18 protein-coding genes and 1 riboswitch are annotated in these 11,667 nt (G+C 55.0%); of the genes, 7 read left to right on the top strand and 11 right to left on the bottom strand.

The features are described 5' to 3' along the window. Nucleotides 1-50: 50 nt before the first annotated feature. The 9 genes from fdx to IGW03_RS25250 form a co-directional block, all read right to left on the bottom strand. Nucleotides 51-389, bottom strand: a complete 339-nt coding sequence (fdx, locus tag IGW03_RS25290) for an ISC system 2Fe-2S type ferredoxin (protein ID WP_194725308.1) — start codon at nucleotides 387-389, stop codon at nucleotides 51-53. Nucleotides 390-484: 95 nt separating this feature from the next. Beyond that, nucleotides 485-691, bottom strand: coding sequence for a heavy-metal-associated domain-containing protein (locus IGW03_RS25285; protein ID WP_194725307.1), 207 nt, complete (start codon nucleotides 689-691; stop codon nucleotides 485-487). 92 nt (nucleotides 692-783) lie between these two features. Further along, nucleotides 784-1,119: a copper-binding protein gene (locus IGW03_RS25280; protein ID WP_194725306.1), complete on the bottom strand. Its 336-nt coding sequence runs from the start codon at nucleotides 1,117-1,119 to the stop codon at nucleotides 784-786. A gap of 16 nt (nucleotides 1,120-1,135) precedes the next feature. Further along, a complete protein-coding gene (locus tag IGW03_RS25275) occupies nucleotides 1,136-1,579 on the bottom strand; it encodes a DUF411 domain-containing protein (protein WP_194725305.1) in 444 nt (147 codons plus the stop codon). Beyond that, on the bottom strand, nucleotides 1,576-2,097 hold the full coding sequence (locus tag IGW03_RS25270) for a cupredoxin domain-containing protein (RefSeq protein WP_228536079.1): 522 nt from the start codon (nucleotides 2,095-2,097) through the stop codon (nucleotides 1,576-1,578). The genes IGW03_RS25275 and IGW03_RS25270 overlap by 4 nt, the downstream gene beginning before the upstream one ends. Before the next feature lie 42 nt (nucleotides 2,098-2,139). Beyond that, nucleotides 2,140-3,537, bottom strand: a complete 1,398-nt coding sequence (locus IGW03_RS25265; protein ID WP_194725304.1) for a multicopper oxidase family protein — start codon at nucleotides 3,535-3,537, stop codon at nucleotides 2,140-2,142. Between the two features lie 13 nt (nucleotides 3,538-3,550). After that, a complete protein-coding gene (locus tag IGW03_RS25260; RefSeq protein ID WP_228536078.1) occupies nucleotides 3,551-4,972 on the bottom strand; it encodes a TolC family protein in 1,422 nt (473 codons plus the stop codon). Between the two features lie 10 nt (nucleotides 4,973-4,982). Beyond that, the gene (locus tag IGW03_RS25255; protein ID WP_194725303.1) at nucleotides 4,983-5,318 is read right to left on the bottom strand and encodes a hypothetical protein; all 336 of its coding nucleotides are present in this window, start codon (nucleotides 5,316-5,318) and stop codon (nucleotides 4,983-4,985) included. 104 nt (nucleotides 5,319-5,422) lie between these two features. Then, nucleotides 5,423-5,857 carry a hypothetical protein gene (locus tag IGW03_RS25250; protein ID WP_194725302.1) on the bottom strand — a complete coding sequence of 145 codons (435 nt, stop codon included), beginning with the start codon at nucleotides 5,855-5,857 and terminating at the stop codon, nucleotides 5,423-5,425. A gap of 251 nt (nucleotides 5,858-6,108) precedes the next feature. Between IGW03_RS25250 and IGW03_RS25245 the strand changes: the two genes are divergently transcribed. The 7 genes from IGW03_RS25245 to arsH are packed head-to-tail and all read left to right on the top strand — an operon-like array spanning nucleotide 6,109 to nucleotide 10,249. Next, complete coding sequence (locus tag IGW03_RS25245; protein WP_194725301.1) at nucleotides 6,109-6,447, top strand: ArsR/SmtB family transcription factor; 339 nt, start codon at nucleotides 6,109-6,111, stop codon at nucleotides 6,445-6,447. Beyond that, entirely contained in the window at nucleotides 6,444-6,965 is a 522-nt protein-coding gene (locus IGW03_RS25240) for an ArsI/CadI family heavy metal resistance metalloenzyme (protein ID WP_194725300.1), read from the top strand. The genes IGW03_RS25245 and IGW03_RS25240 overlap by 4 nt, the downstream gene beginning before the upstream one ends. A 3-nt stretch (nucleotides 6,966-6,968) precedes the next feature. Continuing rightward, on the top strand, nucleotides 6,969-7,415 hold the full coding sequence (gene arsN2 / locus IGW03_RS25235; RefSeq protein ID WP_194725299.1) for an arsenic resistance N-acetyltransferase ArsN2: 447 nt from the start codon (nucleotides 6,969-6,971) through the stop codon (nucleotides 7,413-7,415). 8 nt (nucleotides 7,416-7,423) lie between these two features. Continuing rightward, the gene (locus IGW03_RS25230; protein ID WP_194725298.1) at nucleotides 7,424-7,933 is read left to right on the top strand and encodes an arsenate reductase ArsC; all 510 of its coding nucleotides are present in this window, start codon (nucleotides 7,424-7,426) and stop codon (nucleotides 7,931-7,933) included. Between the two features lie 55 nt (nucleotides 7,934-7,988). After that, nucleotides 7,989-9,059, top strand: coding sequence for an ACR3 family arsenite efflux transporter (arsB, locus tag IGW03_RS25225; RefSeq protein ID WP_194725297.1), 1,071 nt, complete (start codon nucleotides 7,989-7,991; stop codon nucleotides 9,057-9,059). 4 nt (nucleotides 9,060-9,063) lie between these two features. Beyond that, nucleotides 9,064-9,495, top strand: a complete 432-nt coding sequence (gene arsC / locus IGW03_RS25220) for an arsenate reductase (glutaredoxin) (protein ID WP_194725296.1) — start codon at nucleotides 9,064-9,066, stop codon at nucleotides 9,493-9,495. Further along, complete coding sequence (gene arsH / locus IGW03_RS25215; protein ID WP_194725330.1) at nucleotides 9,488-10,249, top strand: arsenical resistance protein ArsH; 762 nt, start codon at nucleotides 9,488-9,490, stop codon at nucleotides 10,247-10,249. The genes arsC and arsH overlap by 8 nt, the downstream gene beginning before the upstream one ends. A 33-nt stretch (nucleotides 10,250-10,282) precedes the next feature. On the opposite strand, the gene IGW03_RS25210 is transcribed toward arsH, so the two are convergent. Together IGW03_RS25210 and mntP are read right to left on the bottom strand one after the other, a co-directional pair. Next, the gene (locus IGW03_RS25210; protein ID WP_194725295.1) at nucleotides 10,283-10,600 is read right to left on the bottom strand and encodes a hypothetical protein; all 318 of its coding nucleotides are present in this window, start codon (nucleotides 10,598-10,600) and stop codon (nucleotides 10,283-10,285) included. A 36-nt stretch (nucleotides 10,601-10,636) separates the two neighbouring features. Further along, entirely contained in the window at nucleotides 10,637-11,212 is a 576-nt protein-coding gene (mntP, locus tag IGW03_RS25205; RefSeq protein WP_194725294.1) for a manganese efflux pump MntP, read from the bottom strand. Between the two features lie 9 nt (nucleotides 11,213-11,221). Beyond that, nucleotides 11,222-11,390: riboswitch (yybP-ykoY riboswitch) on the bottom strand. Between the last annotated feature and the right edge of the window lie 277 nt (nucleotides 11,391-11,667).

The following is an 11,667-nucleotide window of genomic DNA, read 5'->3' as shown; positions in this document are numbered from 1 at the left end:
ACCTAGGTCAAGTTTGCCGATAAGCCTTGAAATCTTGGCGATGCGTCGACTTACGCATTTTCCTTTGCATGATTAATCGTGTACTTCGGTATTTCGACTGTTATGTCCGTATTACCCACGATGGCCTGACATGAAAGCCGGGAATTGGGTTGTAAGCCCCAGGCTTGGTCAAGCATGTCCTCTTCGTTTTCGTCCATCGGATTCAAGGACTCAAAACCTTTGGTAACCACCACATGGCAGGTGGTGCAAGCGCCGACCTTCCCGCAGGCATGCTCAATTTCAACACCATTGGCTAGCAAGGCATCGCAGAGGGTGGTCGTCCCCTGTGTATCAATGGTCTGCCCGTCAGGTGCATACTCGGCGTGAGGCAATACAACTATCTTTGGCATGGCTTGGCCTTCAGTTACGTGGGATTGCTGTCATCAGGGGACGACAGGAGCCAATAACCTTCGGGGCGGGTCACCGCCACCGAAGGGTTATCTGCTTAAGCACTCTGGGTTGCCGTTGCCGGATAGCCTGCGGCAGTGACTGCCGAGGCAAGTGCCGCCACATCTGCGGTTGTATCTACACGGACGGTTTTGCTTTTCAAATCGATGTTGACGTCGGCATTACTGTCCACCGACCGAATCGCCTTTGTGACGCGGGAAGCGCAACCGCCACAGGTCATTCCTTCTACTTTCAGCTCGTACATAGTGAAACCTCCATTTGGTTGAGACTTCACTGTAGACCTTCCCATCGCTGTAAGGTCAAGTGCTTTCGCTTGTCGGTCCTAGAGTAGGACTGTTATTGCTTAACGTCGATTTGGGTTACGGTAAATTGACCGCCAATCTTCGCCGCGACAAAGCTTACCTTGTCGCCTTGCTTGACCTTGTCCAGCATGCCGGGGTCCTTTACCTGGAAGACCATTGTCATTGCCGGCATATCGAGGTTCTTCAGCTCAGCATGCTTGATGGTGATTTTCTTGGCGTCTTTGTCTACCTTGCGAACTTCACCGTCCACAGATTCACCCGCGGATTCAGACGATAAGGCTGCAGGGGTGGAATCGGTTGCAGCATACAAAGTCATTGGTGCAACGCCAAAGATTGCAGCGACCAGTGCCAGTTGAGCGATTGTCTTCATGGTGCTTCCTTTCGAGTCAGTTGTAGTGCTTGTACACGGAGTATTTACCGTCTGCCTTTACCAGCAGAACGTCATACGGGTCTTTGCGAGGCCCTTCCATCCCTGGGGAGCCAACGGGCATTGCAGGGACTGCCAACCCTTTTGCTTTCGGTTTTTCTGCAATCAGACGCTTGATTTCGTTTGCCGGTACATGGCCCTCAAGCGCGTAGCCTTGAACAAAACCGGTATGGCATGAGCCAAGTTCATCCGGCATCCCGAATTTTTCTCGGTAGTCGGACGGGTTAGCCACGTTCTTGGCTTTGACAGTAAAGCCATTGGCTTCCAAGTGCTTTACCCATTCGGAACAGCAGCCGCAGCTTTCGCTCTTGTAGACCTCAATGGTAGGGTTTGCTGCAGTGGCCGCCAGATTCACCGACAGCATGCCAACGATTGTAGCTTTCAGTATTAGGTGTCTTTTCATGACTTTGCCTTTGTGACTTTGATTTTTCCAATCATTCCTGCTTCGAAGTGACCGGGTACCAGGCAGGCGTAATAGAACTCTCCAGCCTTGGTGAACTGCCAGACCATTTCCTCTTTCTTGCCCGGACTGACGTGTGCCATATAAGGCTCGTCGTGCTCCATCCCGGGGTGCTTCTTCATCAGCTCACCATGGGCCTTGAGCTCATCCAGCGTTCCGATGACCATCTCATGCATCATCTGCCCCTTATTGGCCACGACGAACTTGATTGTTTCGCCTTCCTTGACGGTGATGTCCGCTGGACCAAAACGCATCGTGTCGTTCATGTCAATCGTGATGGTGCGTGTCTTCTTCTTCGGGTCTCCCTGCTTGCCGAATTCATGCTCGTCTGTCGAGATGGGCGCGTCAGCCTTCTTGGCATGTGTCTCATTACCGTGTGCATACGCAAGACCAGCGCCGAGGGCGAACGTAACGGCCATCAATGCGGCGGTAGTGGACTTGAGTACAGAGTGCTTTTTCATTGCGATTACTTTCTTTGTTGATTTATCTGGTTTTGCTGCCGGTTAGTGATGGCTACCATGGCTAGATGGTTTGCGAACAGTCATTTCGACGTTCGCAGAATTATTCGCAGATGGCATGGACTGGCCACCCGCTGAACCGCTCCGGGTTGCAGGCGGGGTTTCTCCCTTCCACTCATAGGCAACCGTGCCGGCCGGGTGCTTGTACCAGCCCGGGTCTTTGTAATCACCCGGTTTCTGGTCCTTTCGAACCTTCACGACGGTGAACATGCCCCCCATTTCGACACCGCCGAACGGGCCTTGGCCGCTCATCATTGGTAGCGTGTTGTCAGGCAGCGGCATCTCCATCTCGCCCATATCCGCCATGCCGCGCTCGCCCATGACCATATAGTCAGGCACAAGCTTGTTGATTTTTTGCGCGATACCGCGATGGTCAGCACCAATCATTGTCGGGACGTCGTGTCCCATCGCGTTCATGGTGTGATGCGACTTGTGGCAGTGGAAAGCCCAGTCACCGAGGTCGGTCGCATCGAACTCAATCGCACGCATCTGGCCAACAGCCACATCCGTGGTGACTTCCGGCCAGCGCGATTCCGGACGTGTCCAACCCCCGTCAGTCCCCGTGACCACAAACTCATGGCCATGCAAATGGATAGGGTGGTTCGTCATCGTCAGGTTGCCAAAGCGGATACGGACTCGGTCGCCCTGACGCACATTCATCGAGTCGATGCCCGGGAAGACGCGGCTGTTGAAAGTGAACAGGTTAAAGTCCAGCATCGTATTGACCTTCGGTGTGAAGCTGCCGGGCTCGATGTCGTAATTGCTGAGCAAGAAAACGAAATCACGGTCCACCTTCATGAAATTCGAATTCTTCGGATGGGTAACCCAAAAGCCCATCATGCCCATGGCCATCTGCGTCATTTCATCTGCATGCGGGTGGTACATGAAGGTGCCCGGGCGCTTTGCCTCGAACTCGTACACAAAGGTTTTGCCGGACGGGATGCCAGGCTGAGTCAAGCCGGTCACCCCATCCATCCCATTCGGCAGGCGCTGGCCATGCCAGTGGATACTAGTGTGCTCGGGCAGGCGATTGGTGACGAAAATGCGGACACGGTCACCTTCGACCACTTCGATGGTCGGGCCCGGCGACTGACCGTTGTAGCCCCACAGGTTGGCTTTCATGCCAGGCGCAAGTTCACGCACGACTGGTTCTGCCACTAGGTGAAATTCCTTGACGCCGTTGTTCATGCGCCAGGGCAGCGACCAGCCGTTGAGTGTGACGACCGGGTTGTATGGGCGCCCATTGGGAGGAATAAGAGGAGCTGCGGTCGCAGCGCTTTCCATCACCGGTGCTTCCGGCAAGGAGGCCGCGCCTACGCGGCTGACTACACCCGCGCCCACCAATGCGGCGGCGCCTGTGAAAAAATCTCTACGCGAAACCATTTCTATTCCTTGTTCAGTGTTCTGCGGCGCCGGCTTCCGAAGGCGCGGCGCTACGAATTTGTACGTTTCCACCGCCAGTACCGTTGATGGCGGCTTGCAGGTCGGTCTCGGCTATCCAGAAGTCGCGCTGTGCTTCGATAGCGGCGTTGACGCTGCTGACCTGGTCACGGGCGTCGGATAACAGTTCGAAGACACTGGCCAGCATGCCGTTGTAGCGAAGCAGGACCTCATCCGAAATCTTCTTCCTCAAAGGGACGACTTCGGATTGGTAGTGCTTTGCCAGGTCATAGGTCGTGCGGTATGCCGAGTAGGCTTCACGAACTTGTGACCGGGCACGCACGGCCAGGTCGGCGGTCCGATACACGGATTGCATGTACAGCGCTTCGGCCTTGGCGGTACGGGCGCCGCTCCAGTCGAAAATGGGAAGCTCCAGCTCGATTTCATAGCCGTTCGCGCGAGGCGCACCTGTCTCGCTCTTGTTGGTATAGCCAGCGTCCAGAACGTTGATGAAGCGGGTCGCCTTGGTCAAACCAAGCGCACTGGCAGTGGCATGGGCGTCACGCTTGGACATTTGGATGTCCAAGCGTTGCTCCATCGCCAACTGTTCCGCATTGGACATCTCGGTCGGAGCCTTAGGCAGGTCTGGCAACCGGTCTGGGAGCGTGAAAGCGGTGTTCTTGCCCCACAAGCCGAGGAGGCGAGTGAGTTGTTCACGCGCCGCGGTGGCGTTATGTCGAGCGCGTGCAACCTGCGCGGTAGCGTCCGCATAGAAGACTTGCTCTCGTGCCTGGTCCAGCTTGCTGACGTTGCCTACTCGTGCCAGCCGCTGTGACAGTTCGGCGCCGGCATCAGCAGCAGCCTGGACTTGCTCCATGTATTTCGCAGTCTGCTCTGCGGCTACTGCATTGAAGTAGGCACGCCGGGTATCGGCGGCCAGCTGCACGGCTTGCGAGGCAGCCTGCAGCTTTGCCTGTTCAAAGCGCCGGTTTTCTATACCGCTGCGAAATGGCATGGTGACGATTCCGAGCAAGTCGAACATGACGCTTCGCTCGATTTCGACGTCCTCGCCCCCGCGCATGCGGCCGAATGAAAAGCTGGGATTACGGATGCGGCCAGCCTGAACCCGGTCAGCTTCTGCAACGCCAAGCTCGGCGAAAGAAGCCTGCAGCGACTTGTTGTTTGCCAAAGCAATCTGCACAGCCGTATCCGGCGTCAGCGGCTTGGCCAATAACTGGCTGACCGCGTCGGAAGTCGTACTGCTGGTATCTGACGTTGGCTTGGAAAAGCGCACATCCTGGCCAGTACGCTCCTTGGTCATGGCAGACACGTTATCAAGTCCGCCGTCGGCAGAGAACGTGGCGCAACCAGTCAGGAAGATGCTCAGAAGCCCCGTTGCCAGAATCGAACGATGCGGGATAAGGTTCTTTTTCGTCATTGTTATCCCCTTAGTGATGCTTGCTGTGGTCGACAGCATTGCCTTGCTTTTCCGAAGCTTTTTCGACGGCGGGGGAAGCAGTGGGCTGACTTTGGCCAGATTTCATATGACCGGCGTGCCCTCCGAGCTTGCCCATTTCATCGTTGGCGGCGCGCCAAACCTTGTCCGGCGATGCTTGTTCATCGCTGGACGAGCGGAAGCCTTTGAAGGCGGACTCATAAGGCACAGTATTGACCGGCGCATTTGCGTCAGCGGGGTTGTATTTGGCCTGTTCTTGTTGTGCAGAAGCGGCAATGGGCAATAAGGCCCATGCGGCGACCGCTAGCCATTGTTTGGTTGACATCATTTCCCTCAAATCGATAGAACGTACGTGCGAACAAATGCACGTGAACCTGCGAAGGAGCGTGACCGGACAAGCGAATGAAGCCCGTCGTCAGCTCTAGGCGACGATTAAGCGGAAAGATGTCTTGGAGGGCGTTCGAGACCAGCCGGAATGAAGCCGGTGAACGATACAACGGGAGGAATGACTGCCGCTTCGACGGTACTGAAGTCAGGAGTCAAGGAAACGGACGGCGGGGGAGCGGCAGCACCGAAACAGCAAGCTGCACAGGCACTGCAGTAAGAAAGATGGGGGCCTTGCTTAGCTTCAGCACTCTTTTTGGCTGAGGCTTTTTGTGCGTCATCAGCAACTACGGTGTTTCCTGCGTCATCGTGCTGGTGAGGTGCAGTAGCTTCATCATGGGAATGGTGTCCCTTCATCATCATCACGGATGACATGTCGTGATGACGCGGTCCACAAGACGCTTTGATAACAGCGGCCATGCCTTGGAGAGGCAGAGCGGCTATCAACAGCCAAAGCAAAAATGTCTTGAGGACGCGGTTCATTTCAAAAGTCTATCACACGGAAAAATTGGTTTAGGCAACTTTCACGCTTATCAGTCTAAGGCTTCCCACGGCGGGAAGGTCAAGAAAAAAATCGAGATTTTTACCGCCAACGTATGGCAAGTAATTTTTCGAGGAACCTCTTCCATATTAGTTCGCGTGAATATTGTTTTTGCACTGATGCTCTCATAAAGGCATTGCGTAATTATGATACTTCAACTAGTATTGAATAAAACAATTCAAGGAATATTGAAATGGATGTCAAAAGCGTTGTTGCTGGACTCGCCGCCCTTGCACAAGAGACCCGTTTGGCGGTATTTCGTCTGCTGGTGCAAGCCGGCCCTAGTGGGTTACCGGCCACGCAGATTGCAGAGGGCGTCGGAATCGCTCCGTCTTTGCTGTCCTTCCATCTGAAGGAGTTGCTGCACGCCAATCTAGTGTCACAGACGCGCGAAGGCCGTTCGCTCATTTATGCGGCCAATTTCGAGGCTATGAACGGATTGCTCGGGTTTTTGACCGAGAACTGCTGCGGCGGGAACGTCTGCTCTCCTGTCCGCGTTTCCAACTGTTCCAAAGAAGGAGCTTGCTCATGAAACGCCTGCACGTACACGTCTCCGTCGACAACCTTGCCGACAGCATCAAGTTCTATTCCGGCATGTTCGCGTCCGAACCGACCGTCGTGAAGACAGACTATGCGAAGTGGATGCTTGACGACCCTCGAGTGAACTTTGCCATCTCTCAGCGCGGAGCCGAAGTGGGCCTGAACCATCTCGGCATCCAAGTTGAGTCGGCCACAGAACTGAGCGAAATGCAGTGCCGCCTCGGTGCCATCCAGCCGGACGTGGAGAAGGAAGAAGGCGTAGCGTGCTGCTATGCCAAGTCCGACAAATACTGGGTAAATGACCCCTCCGGAATCGCGTGGGAAACCTTCCATACGCTCGACACCATTCCCGTTTTCGGCGAACCCAACAAGATTGCCGCACCAGGGGAAACCGCTGCGGGCACCGAAGCATGCTGCGTTCCGCTCGCCAAACCGCGTATCAAAATTTCGGCAGACGCACCGTGCTGCGTGCCGAATACGCAGAAGAGCACAACGGGCGCCTGCTGCTGAACCATGACCCCGCTTCGGTTCGCCGCATCACAAGACCTGCCGGCAGTCCTCGGCTTACTCGAGGACGCCGGCCTCCCGCACCAAGACCTGACCACTGCGCACCTCGTTGATTTCCTGGTCGCGGAAGGTGGGCGGTCTGTCCTTGGGTTAGTGGGGTTGGAGCGATACGGCAAAGATGCGCTCTTGCGCTCCCTCGCCGTACGGCCGGAAAACCGGTTCACCGGGCTTGGCAAGCAATTGACCGACGCCATAGAGGAGCATGCTCGGCGAACCGGCGTGGAAAACCTCTACCTGCTCACGACAACCGCAGCCGATTTCTTCGAGCGCCGTGGGTATGAACTCATCGAGCGCCACGCGGCACCGTCTGAACTACAGAAAACAGCCGAATTTTCTAGTTTATGTCCGTCGCAAGCTGTCTGCATGCGGCGGCGCCTTATCCAAGAACCTTAGGAAAAATCATGACCGACAAGACTTTCAACGTGCTGTTTCTCTGCACGGGCAACTCCGCACGTTCCATCATGGCAGAAGCACTCGTAACTACTATGGGACATGGGCGCTTTCAGGGCTTCAGCGCTGGAAGCAAGCCTGGCGGCAAGGTCAATCCGTTCGCCGTCGAACAGGTGAAGAAGACTGGTTACCCAATCGACAATTTGCGGAGCAAGAGCTGGGATGAGTTTGCCGCTCCTGGTGCACCCCATATGGACTTCATCATCACGGTTTGCGACAACGCTGCAGGTGAAGAATGCCCTATTTGGCCCGGCCATCCTGCAACTGCGCATTGGGGCTTCGAAGACCCGGCAGCCGTTGAAGGCACAGATGAAGAAAAGCGCGACGCATTCGAAATGATTTTCAAGCAAATCATGGCCCGCATGAATGCATTTGTCAGCCTGCCGCTCAACATGCTCGAAAAGCACGCCATTCAGCAGGAAATCAAGAAGATTGGGGATACACCCGTCACGCCCGCCTAACTCGTTCTACCGCCGTGCTTTCACGAGGCGCGGCACATTCATCTTCCGAACCACAATGACTACGTCTCACACTACTGCTGTCACCGACGGCGCCGCTCCGGCAATTGGGTTTTTCGAGCGCTACCTAACCATATGGGTAGCCCTCTGCATTATTGCCGGCATCCTCCTGGGAAAAGCATTTCCGTCAGTCTTCCAAGGAATCGCACAGCTCGAAGTTGCACAGGTCAATATCCCCGTCGGGATTCTCATCTGGGTGATGATTATCCCAATGCTCATCAAGATAGACTTTGGTGCGCTTTCGCAGGTAAAGGGGCATTGGCGCGGTATCGGCGTAACTCTCGCCATCAACTGGCTGGTAAAACCGTTTTCGATGGCATTACTCGGATGGATTTTCGTCCGCCACGTCTTTGCTGCATGGCTTCCGGCGGACCAGCTGGACAGCTACATTGCGGGGCTTATCCTGCTCGCAGCCGCTCCGTGCACGGCCATGGTTTTCGTGTGGAGCCAACTCTGCAAAGGTGACCCGTACTTCACGCTGTCCCAGGTCGCGCTCAACGACGCCATCATGATTGTGGCGTTCGCTCCGTTAGTCGCACTTTTGCTCGGACTGTCTTCCATCACTGTGCCGTGGGACACTTTGATTACGTCGGTTGGCCTGTACATTATTGTGCCGGTCATCCTCGCGCAGCTGATTCGCAAGTCCTTGCTAGCCAAGGGACCGGGTCATTTGGAGCGCGCGGTCGGAAAACTTGGCCCGTTCTCGATTTCGGCGCTGCTTCTCACCCTTGTGCTCCTGTTTGCCTTCCAGGGTGAAGCAATCACGGAGCAGCCGCTAGTCATCGCCATCTTGGCGGTGCCCATCCTGATTCAGGTGTTCTTCAACTCGGGTCTTGCGTATCTCCTGAACCGGAAGTTGGGCGTCGCCCATTGCGTTGCTGGTCCATCCAGTCTCATCGGAGCGTCTAACTTCTTTGAGCTGGCAGTAGCTACCGCCATTAGCCTATTCGGATTTCAGTCCGGCGCTGCTTTGGCGACGGTCGTCGGCGTTCTCATCGAAGTCCCTGTAATGCTGCTAGTCGTTGGTGTCGTCAACCGCTCGCAGACTTGGTACGAAGCAAAGGCATAACCCCATGGATATCAAGATTTACCACAACCCTAGCTGCGGCACGTCTCGCAACACCCTCGCGCTCATCCGAAATACCGGTGTCGAGCCGCAGGTCATCGAGTACCTGAACACGCCACCTAGCCGGGAAGAACTGAAGGAAATAATTGCGAAAGCCGGCCTGACGGTGCACGAAGCCATCCGGGAAAAGAGTACGCCATATGACGAGCTCGGCCTGGACAACCCGGCGCTAACGAACGAGCAACTGCTGGACGCTATGCTGGCCAACCCGATTCTCCTCAATCGGCCTTTCGTCGTTACCCCGGTCGGCGTGCGTCTATGCCGCCCGTCCGAGGCAGTTCTCGACATCCTCCCGTTGCCGCAGAAAGGTCCATTCAGCAAGGAGGATGGAGAAGTGGTTATCGACGCCGATGGCAAGAGGGTCAAAGGAAATGGCTGACCTATCAAACCTTCCCAACGTCAGCGCCCCGCATCTCGACGTGCCGACTCAGGAAAAGCTAGATGCAGCGACGGTGTCTACGCATCCGCCGCGCATCCTGCTGCTGTACGGCTCACTGCGCGAGAAGTCCTACAGCCGTCTTCTCACCTTGGAAGCGGAGCGTATCTTGCAGCATTTTGGCGCTGAAACGAAGGTTTTTGACCCTCACGGGCTCCCTATGGTCGACAGCTGCCCCCCGGACCATCCCAAGGTTCAGGAGCTCCGAAAGCTATCGGAGTGGTCCGAGGGGCAGGTCTGGTGTAGTCCCGAGCGCCACGGCGCTATGACAGGTGTGTTCAAGTCCCAAATTGATTGGCTACCTCTGGAAATCGGGAGCATTCGTCCGACACAGGGACGTACTCTGGCAGTTATGCAGGTGTCCGGTGGGTCGCAGTCCTTCAATGCGGTCAATCAGCTCCGAGTTCTCGGGCGCTGGATGAGGATGGTGACCATTCCGAATCAATCGTCGGTGGCCAAGGCGTATCAGGAGTTCGACGACAACGGGTGCATGAAACCGTCGTCGTATTACGAGCGTCTGGTCGACGTGATGGAAGAACTATTCAAGTTCACCCTGCTTGTGCGAGACCGTTCGGATTACCTGACGAGCCGATACAGTGAGCGAAAGGAAGCCGTCCCGGAGCTGGCCAGCAAATTGGCTGCAGCTGCAATGAGTCACGAAGTCGGGCTGGATGAAACGAAAGATGAGTTGGAGTAATCCAAGAGATGAGACCGCAATTGCTTCTGCGGGTTAGGCCACTTTCGTGATGTGGTCAGTTATATACGACACAACTTCTTCAATGTCGGTATCCTTTATCCATACACTTACCTGCTCGCCCTGAACGGCAGAGTGTACGGTGTACCGCTCTTTTACTTTCTCGAAGTCGAGGTGGTACGTAGCAGGAAATGCAATGTACAGACCTCCCCGTTTTTCCACAAGATTAGGACTCGACTTCGTGTAGATAAACGCAGCGGAGATTTCACCGTCCATTCGAAAGGACTGCAAGAACGCGCCGGCCAACTCCATTTCATCCGGCTGGAAAATCCGTATGGGAATCGACTTATGCATTGATTACCTCCCAATAATGCACTTGAAAGTAGCCGCCTACACTGCTTGGGCATGCCCAATATGTTCGTAAAGGATGAGTCCGCCAATAACAATCAAAATCACTCCACCAATAATTTCCGCTCTTTTCCCAACAATAACGCCCAGCACCCTGCCTACCATCACGCCGAGCGTGACCATTGTGAAAGTAGCCAGTCCTATCGCGGCTGCGGTGGCGATGATGTTCGCATCCATAAAGGCCAGGCTGACGCCAACCACCATCGCATCAATGCTGGTTGCAAATCCGGTGACAGCCAGCATCCAAAACGAATGCGTTCGAGGTTTCTCCACTTCCTCTTCCGCGGTCGAAAAACCTTCATGAATCATTCGGATACCCAGTACGCCGAGAAGAACAAACGCAATCCAATGGTCCCAAGCTGCAACATAGGGAGCAGCGGCTTGGCCAATCGCCCAGCCTACCACTGGCGTCAGTGCTTCAATGACGCCGAAGATGGCTCCTGTGCGAAGCGCTTCCTGAAGTCTGGGTTTATGGAGGGCAGCGCCTTTACCAACTGCTGCCGCGAAAGCATCGGTGGACATTGCTAAAGCAATGAAAACAGTGGAGAGTACGTTCATTGGTCACTTTCAGGTCGGGACAAAGACAATGGCATGCAAAACCAGCCCGACCTTCATCGTGCTTTGCATGCCAATGGTCTCGCCAACCTGACGGCCGCCTGCACCACGGTAACAAACTACCTACCGAGTATGTTGATACAGGCACTTCTTTTGTAAGAAGCCGGCTACTCCCCAAGGGATACGGAAATATAGCATGCATGAAATTTGACGCAATGCATTTTGTCAAACAGGGCCTGTAACAGGCGAAATACCTGCATGCAACACAAGGCAATAGATACAAACGTTGCCACGCGAAATTAATGGCTTGTCGGCTATACGGCGCCGCACTCAAAGCACTTAGTCTCAATAGCGAAGGAAAAATCCTCCTAGGCGATGTGGCTGAGACACGTTTTTGCGGTAGCCCGAGAATGCTAATCTGAATCTATTTATTTTCCGTTATGAGCTTTAACCTCTGC

Origin of the sequence: Noviherbaspirillum malthae, assembly GCF_015352985.1 — a bacterium.
In the GTDB taxonomy this organism is placed as follows: Bacteria; Pseudomonadota; Gammaproteobacteria; order Burkholderiales; family Burkholderiaceae_D; genus Noviherbaspirillum; species Noviherbaspirillum malthae.
Note: the sequence above shows the minus strand (reverse complement) of the source record. Positions and strands in the feature narration are given on the sequence as shown.

Coding starts and splice junctions, on each gene's coding strand:
- fdx (WP_194725308.1), bottom strand. CDS start 389: ATGCCAAAGATAGTTGTATTGCCTCACGCCGAGTATGCACCTGACGGG.
- IGW03_RS25285 (WP_194725307.1), bottom strand. CDS start 691: ATGTACGAGCTGAAAGTAGAAGGAATGACCTGTGGCGGTTGCGCTTCC.
- IGW03_RS25280 (WP_194725306.1), bottom strand. CDS start 1,119: ATGAAGACAATCGCTCAACTGGCACTGGTCGCTGCAATCTTTGGCGTT.
- IGW03_RS25275 (WP_194725305.1), bottom strand. CDS start 1,579: ATGAAAAGACACCTAATACTGAAAGCTACAATCGTTGGCATGCTGTCG.
- IGW03_RS25270 (WP_228536079.1), bottom strand. CDS start 2,097: ATGAAAAAGCACTCTGTACTCAAGTCCACTACCGCCGCATTGATGGCC.
- IGW03_RS25265 (WP_194725304.1), bottom strand. CDS start 3,537: ATGGTTTCGCGTAGAGATTTTTTCACAGGCGCCGCCGCATTGGTGGGC.
- IGW03_RS25260 (WP_228536078.1), bottom strand. CDS start 4,972: ATGACGAAAAAGAACCTTATCCCGCATCGTTCGATTCTGGCAACGGGG.
- IGW03_RS25255 (WP_194725303.1), bottom strand. CDS start 5,318: ATGATGTCAACCAAACAATGGCTAGCGGTCGCCGCATGGGCCTTATTG.
- IGW03_RS25250 (WP_194725302.1), bottom strand. CDS start 5,857: ATGAACCGCGTCCTCAAGACATTTTTGCTTTGGCTGTTGATAGCCGCT.
- IGW03_RS25245 (WP_194725301.1), top strand. CDS start 6,109: ATGGATGTCAAAAGCGTTGTTGCTGGACTCGCCGCCCTTGCACAAGAG.
- IGW03_RS25240 (WP_194725300.1), top strand. CDS start 6,444: ATGAAACGCCTGCACGTACACGTCTCCGTCGACAACCTTGCCGACAGC.
- arsN2 (WP_194725299.1), top strand. CDS start 6,969: ATGACCCCGCTTCGGTTCGCCGCATCACAAGACCTGCCGGCAGTCCTC.
- IGW03_RS25230 (WP_194725298.1), top strand. CDS start 7,424: ATGACCGACAAGACTTTCAACGTGCTGTTTCTCTGCACGGGCAACTCC.
- arsB (WP_194725297.1), top strand. CDS start 7,989: ATGACTACGTCTCACACTACTGCTGTCACCGACGGCGCCGCTCCGGCA.
- arsC (WP_194725296.1), top strand. CDS start 9,064: ATGGATATCAAGATTTACCACAACCCTAGCTGCGGCACGTCTCGCAAC.
- arsH (WP_194725330.1), top strand. CDS start 9,488: ATGGCTGACCTATCAAACCTTCCCAACGTCAGCGCCCCGCATCTCGAC.
- IGW03_RS25210 (WP_194725295.1), bottom strand. CDS start 10,600: ATGCATAAGTCGATTCCCATACGGATTTTCCAGCCGGATGAAATGGAG.
- mntP (WP_194725294.1), bottom strand. CDS start 11,212: ATGAACGTACTCTCCACTGTTTTCATTGCTTTAGCAATGTCCACCGAT.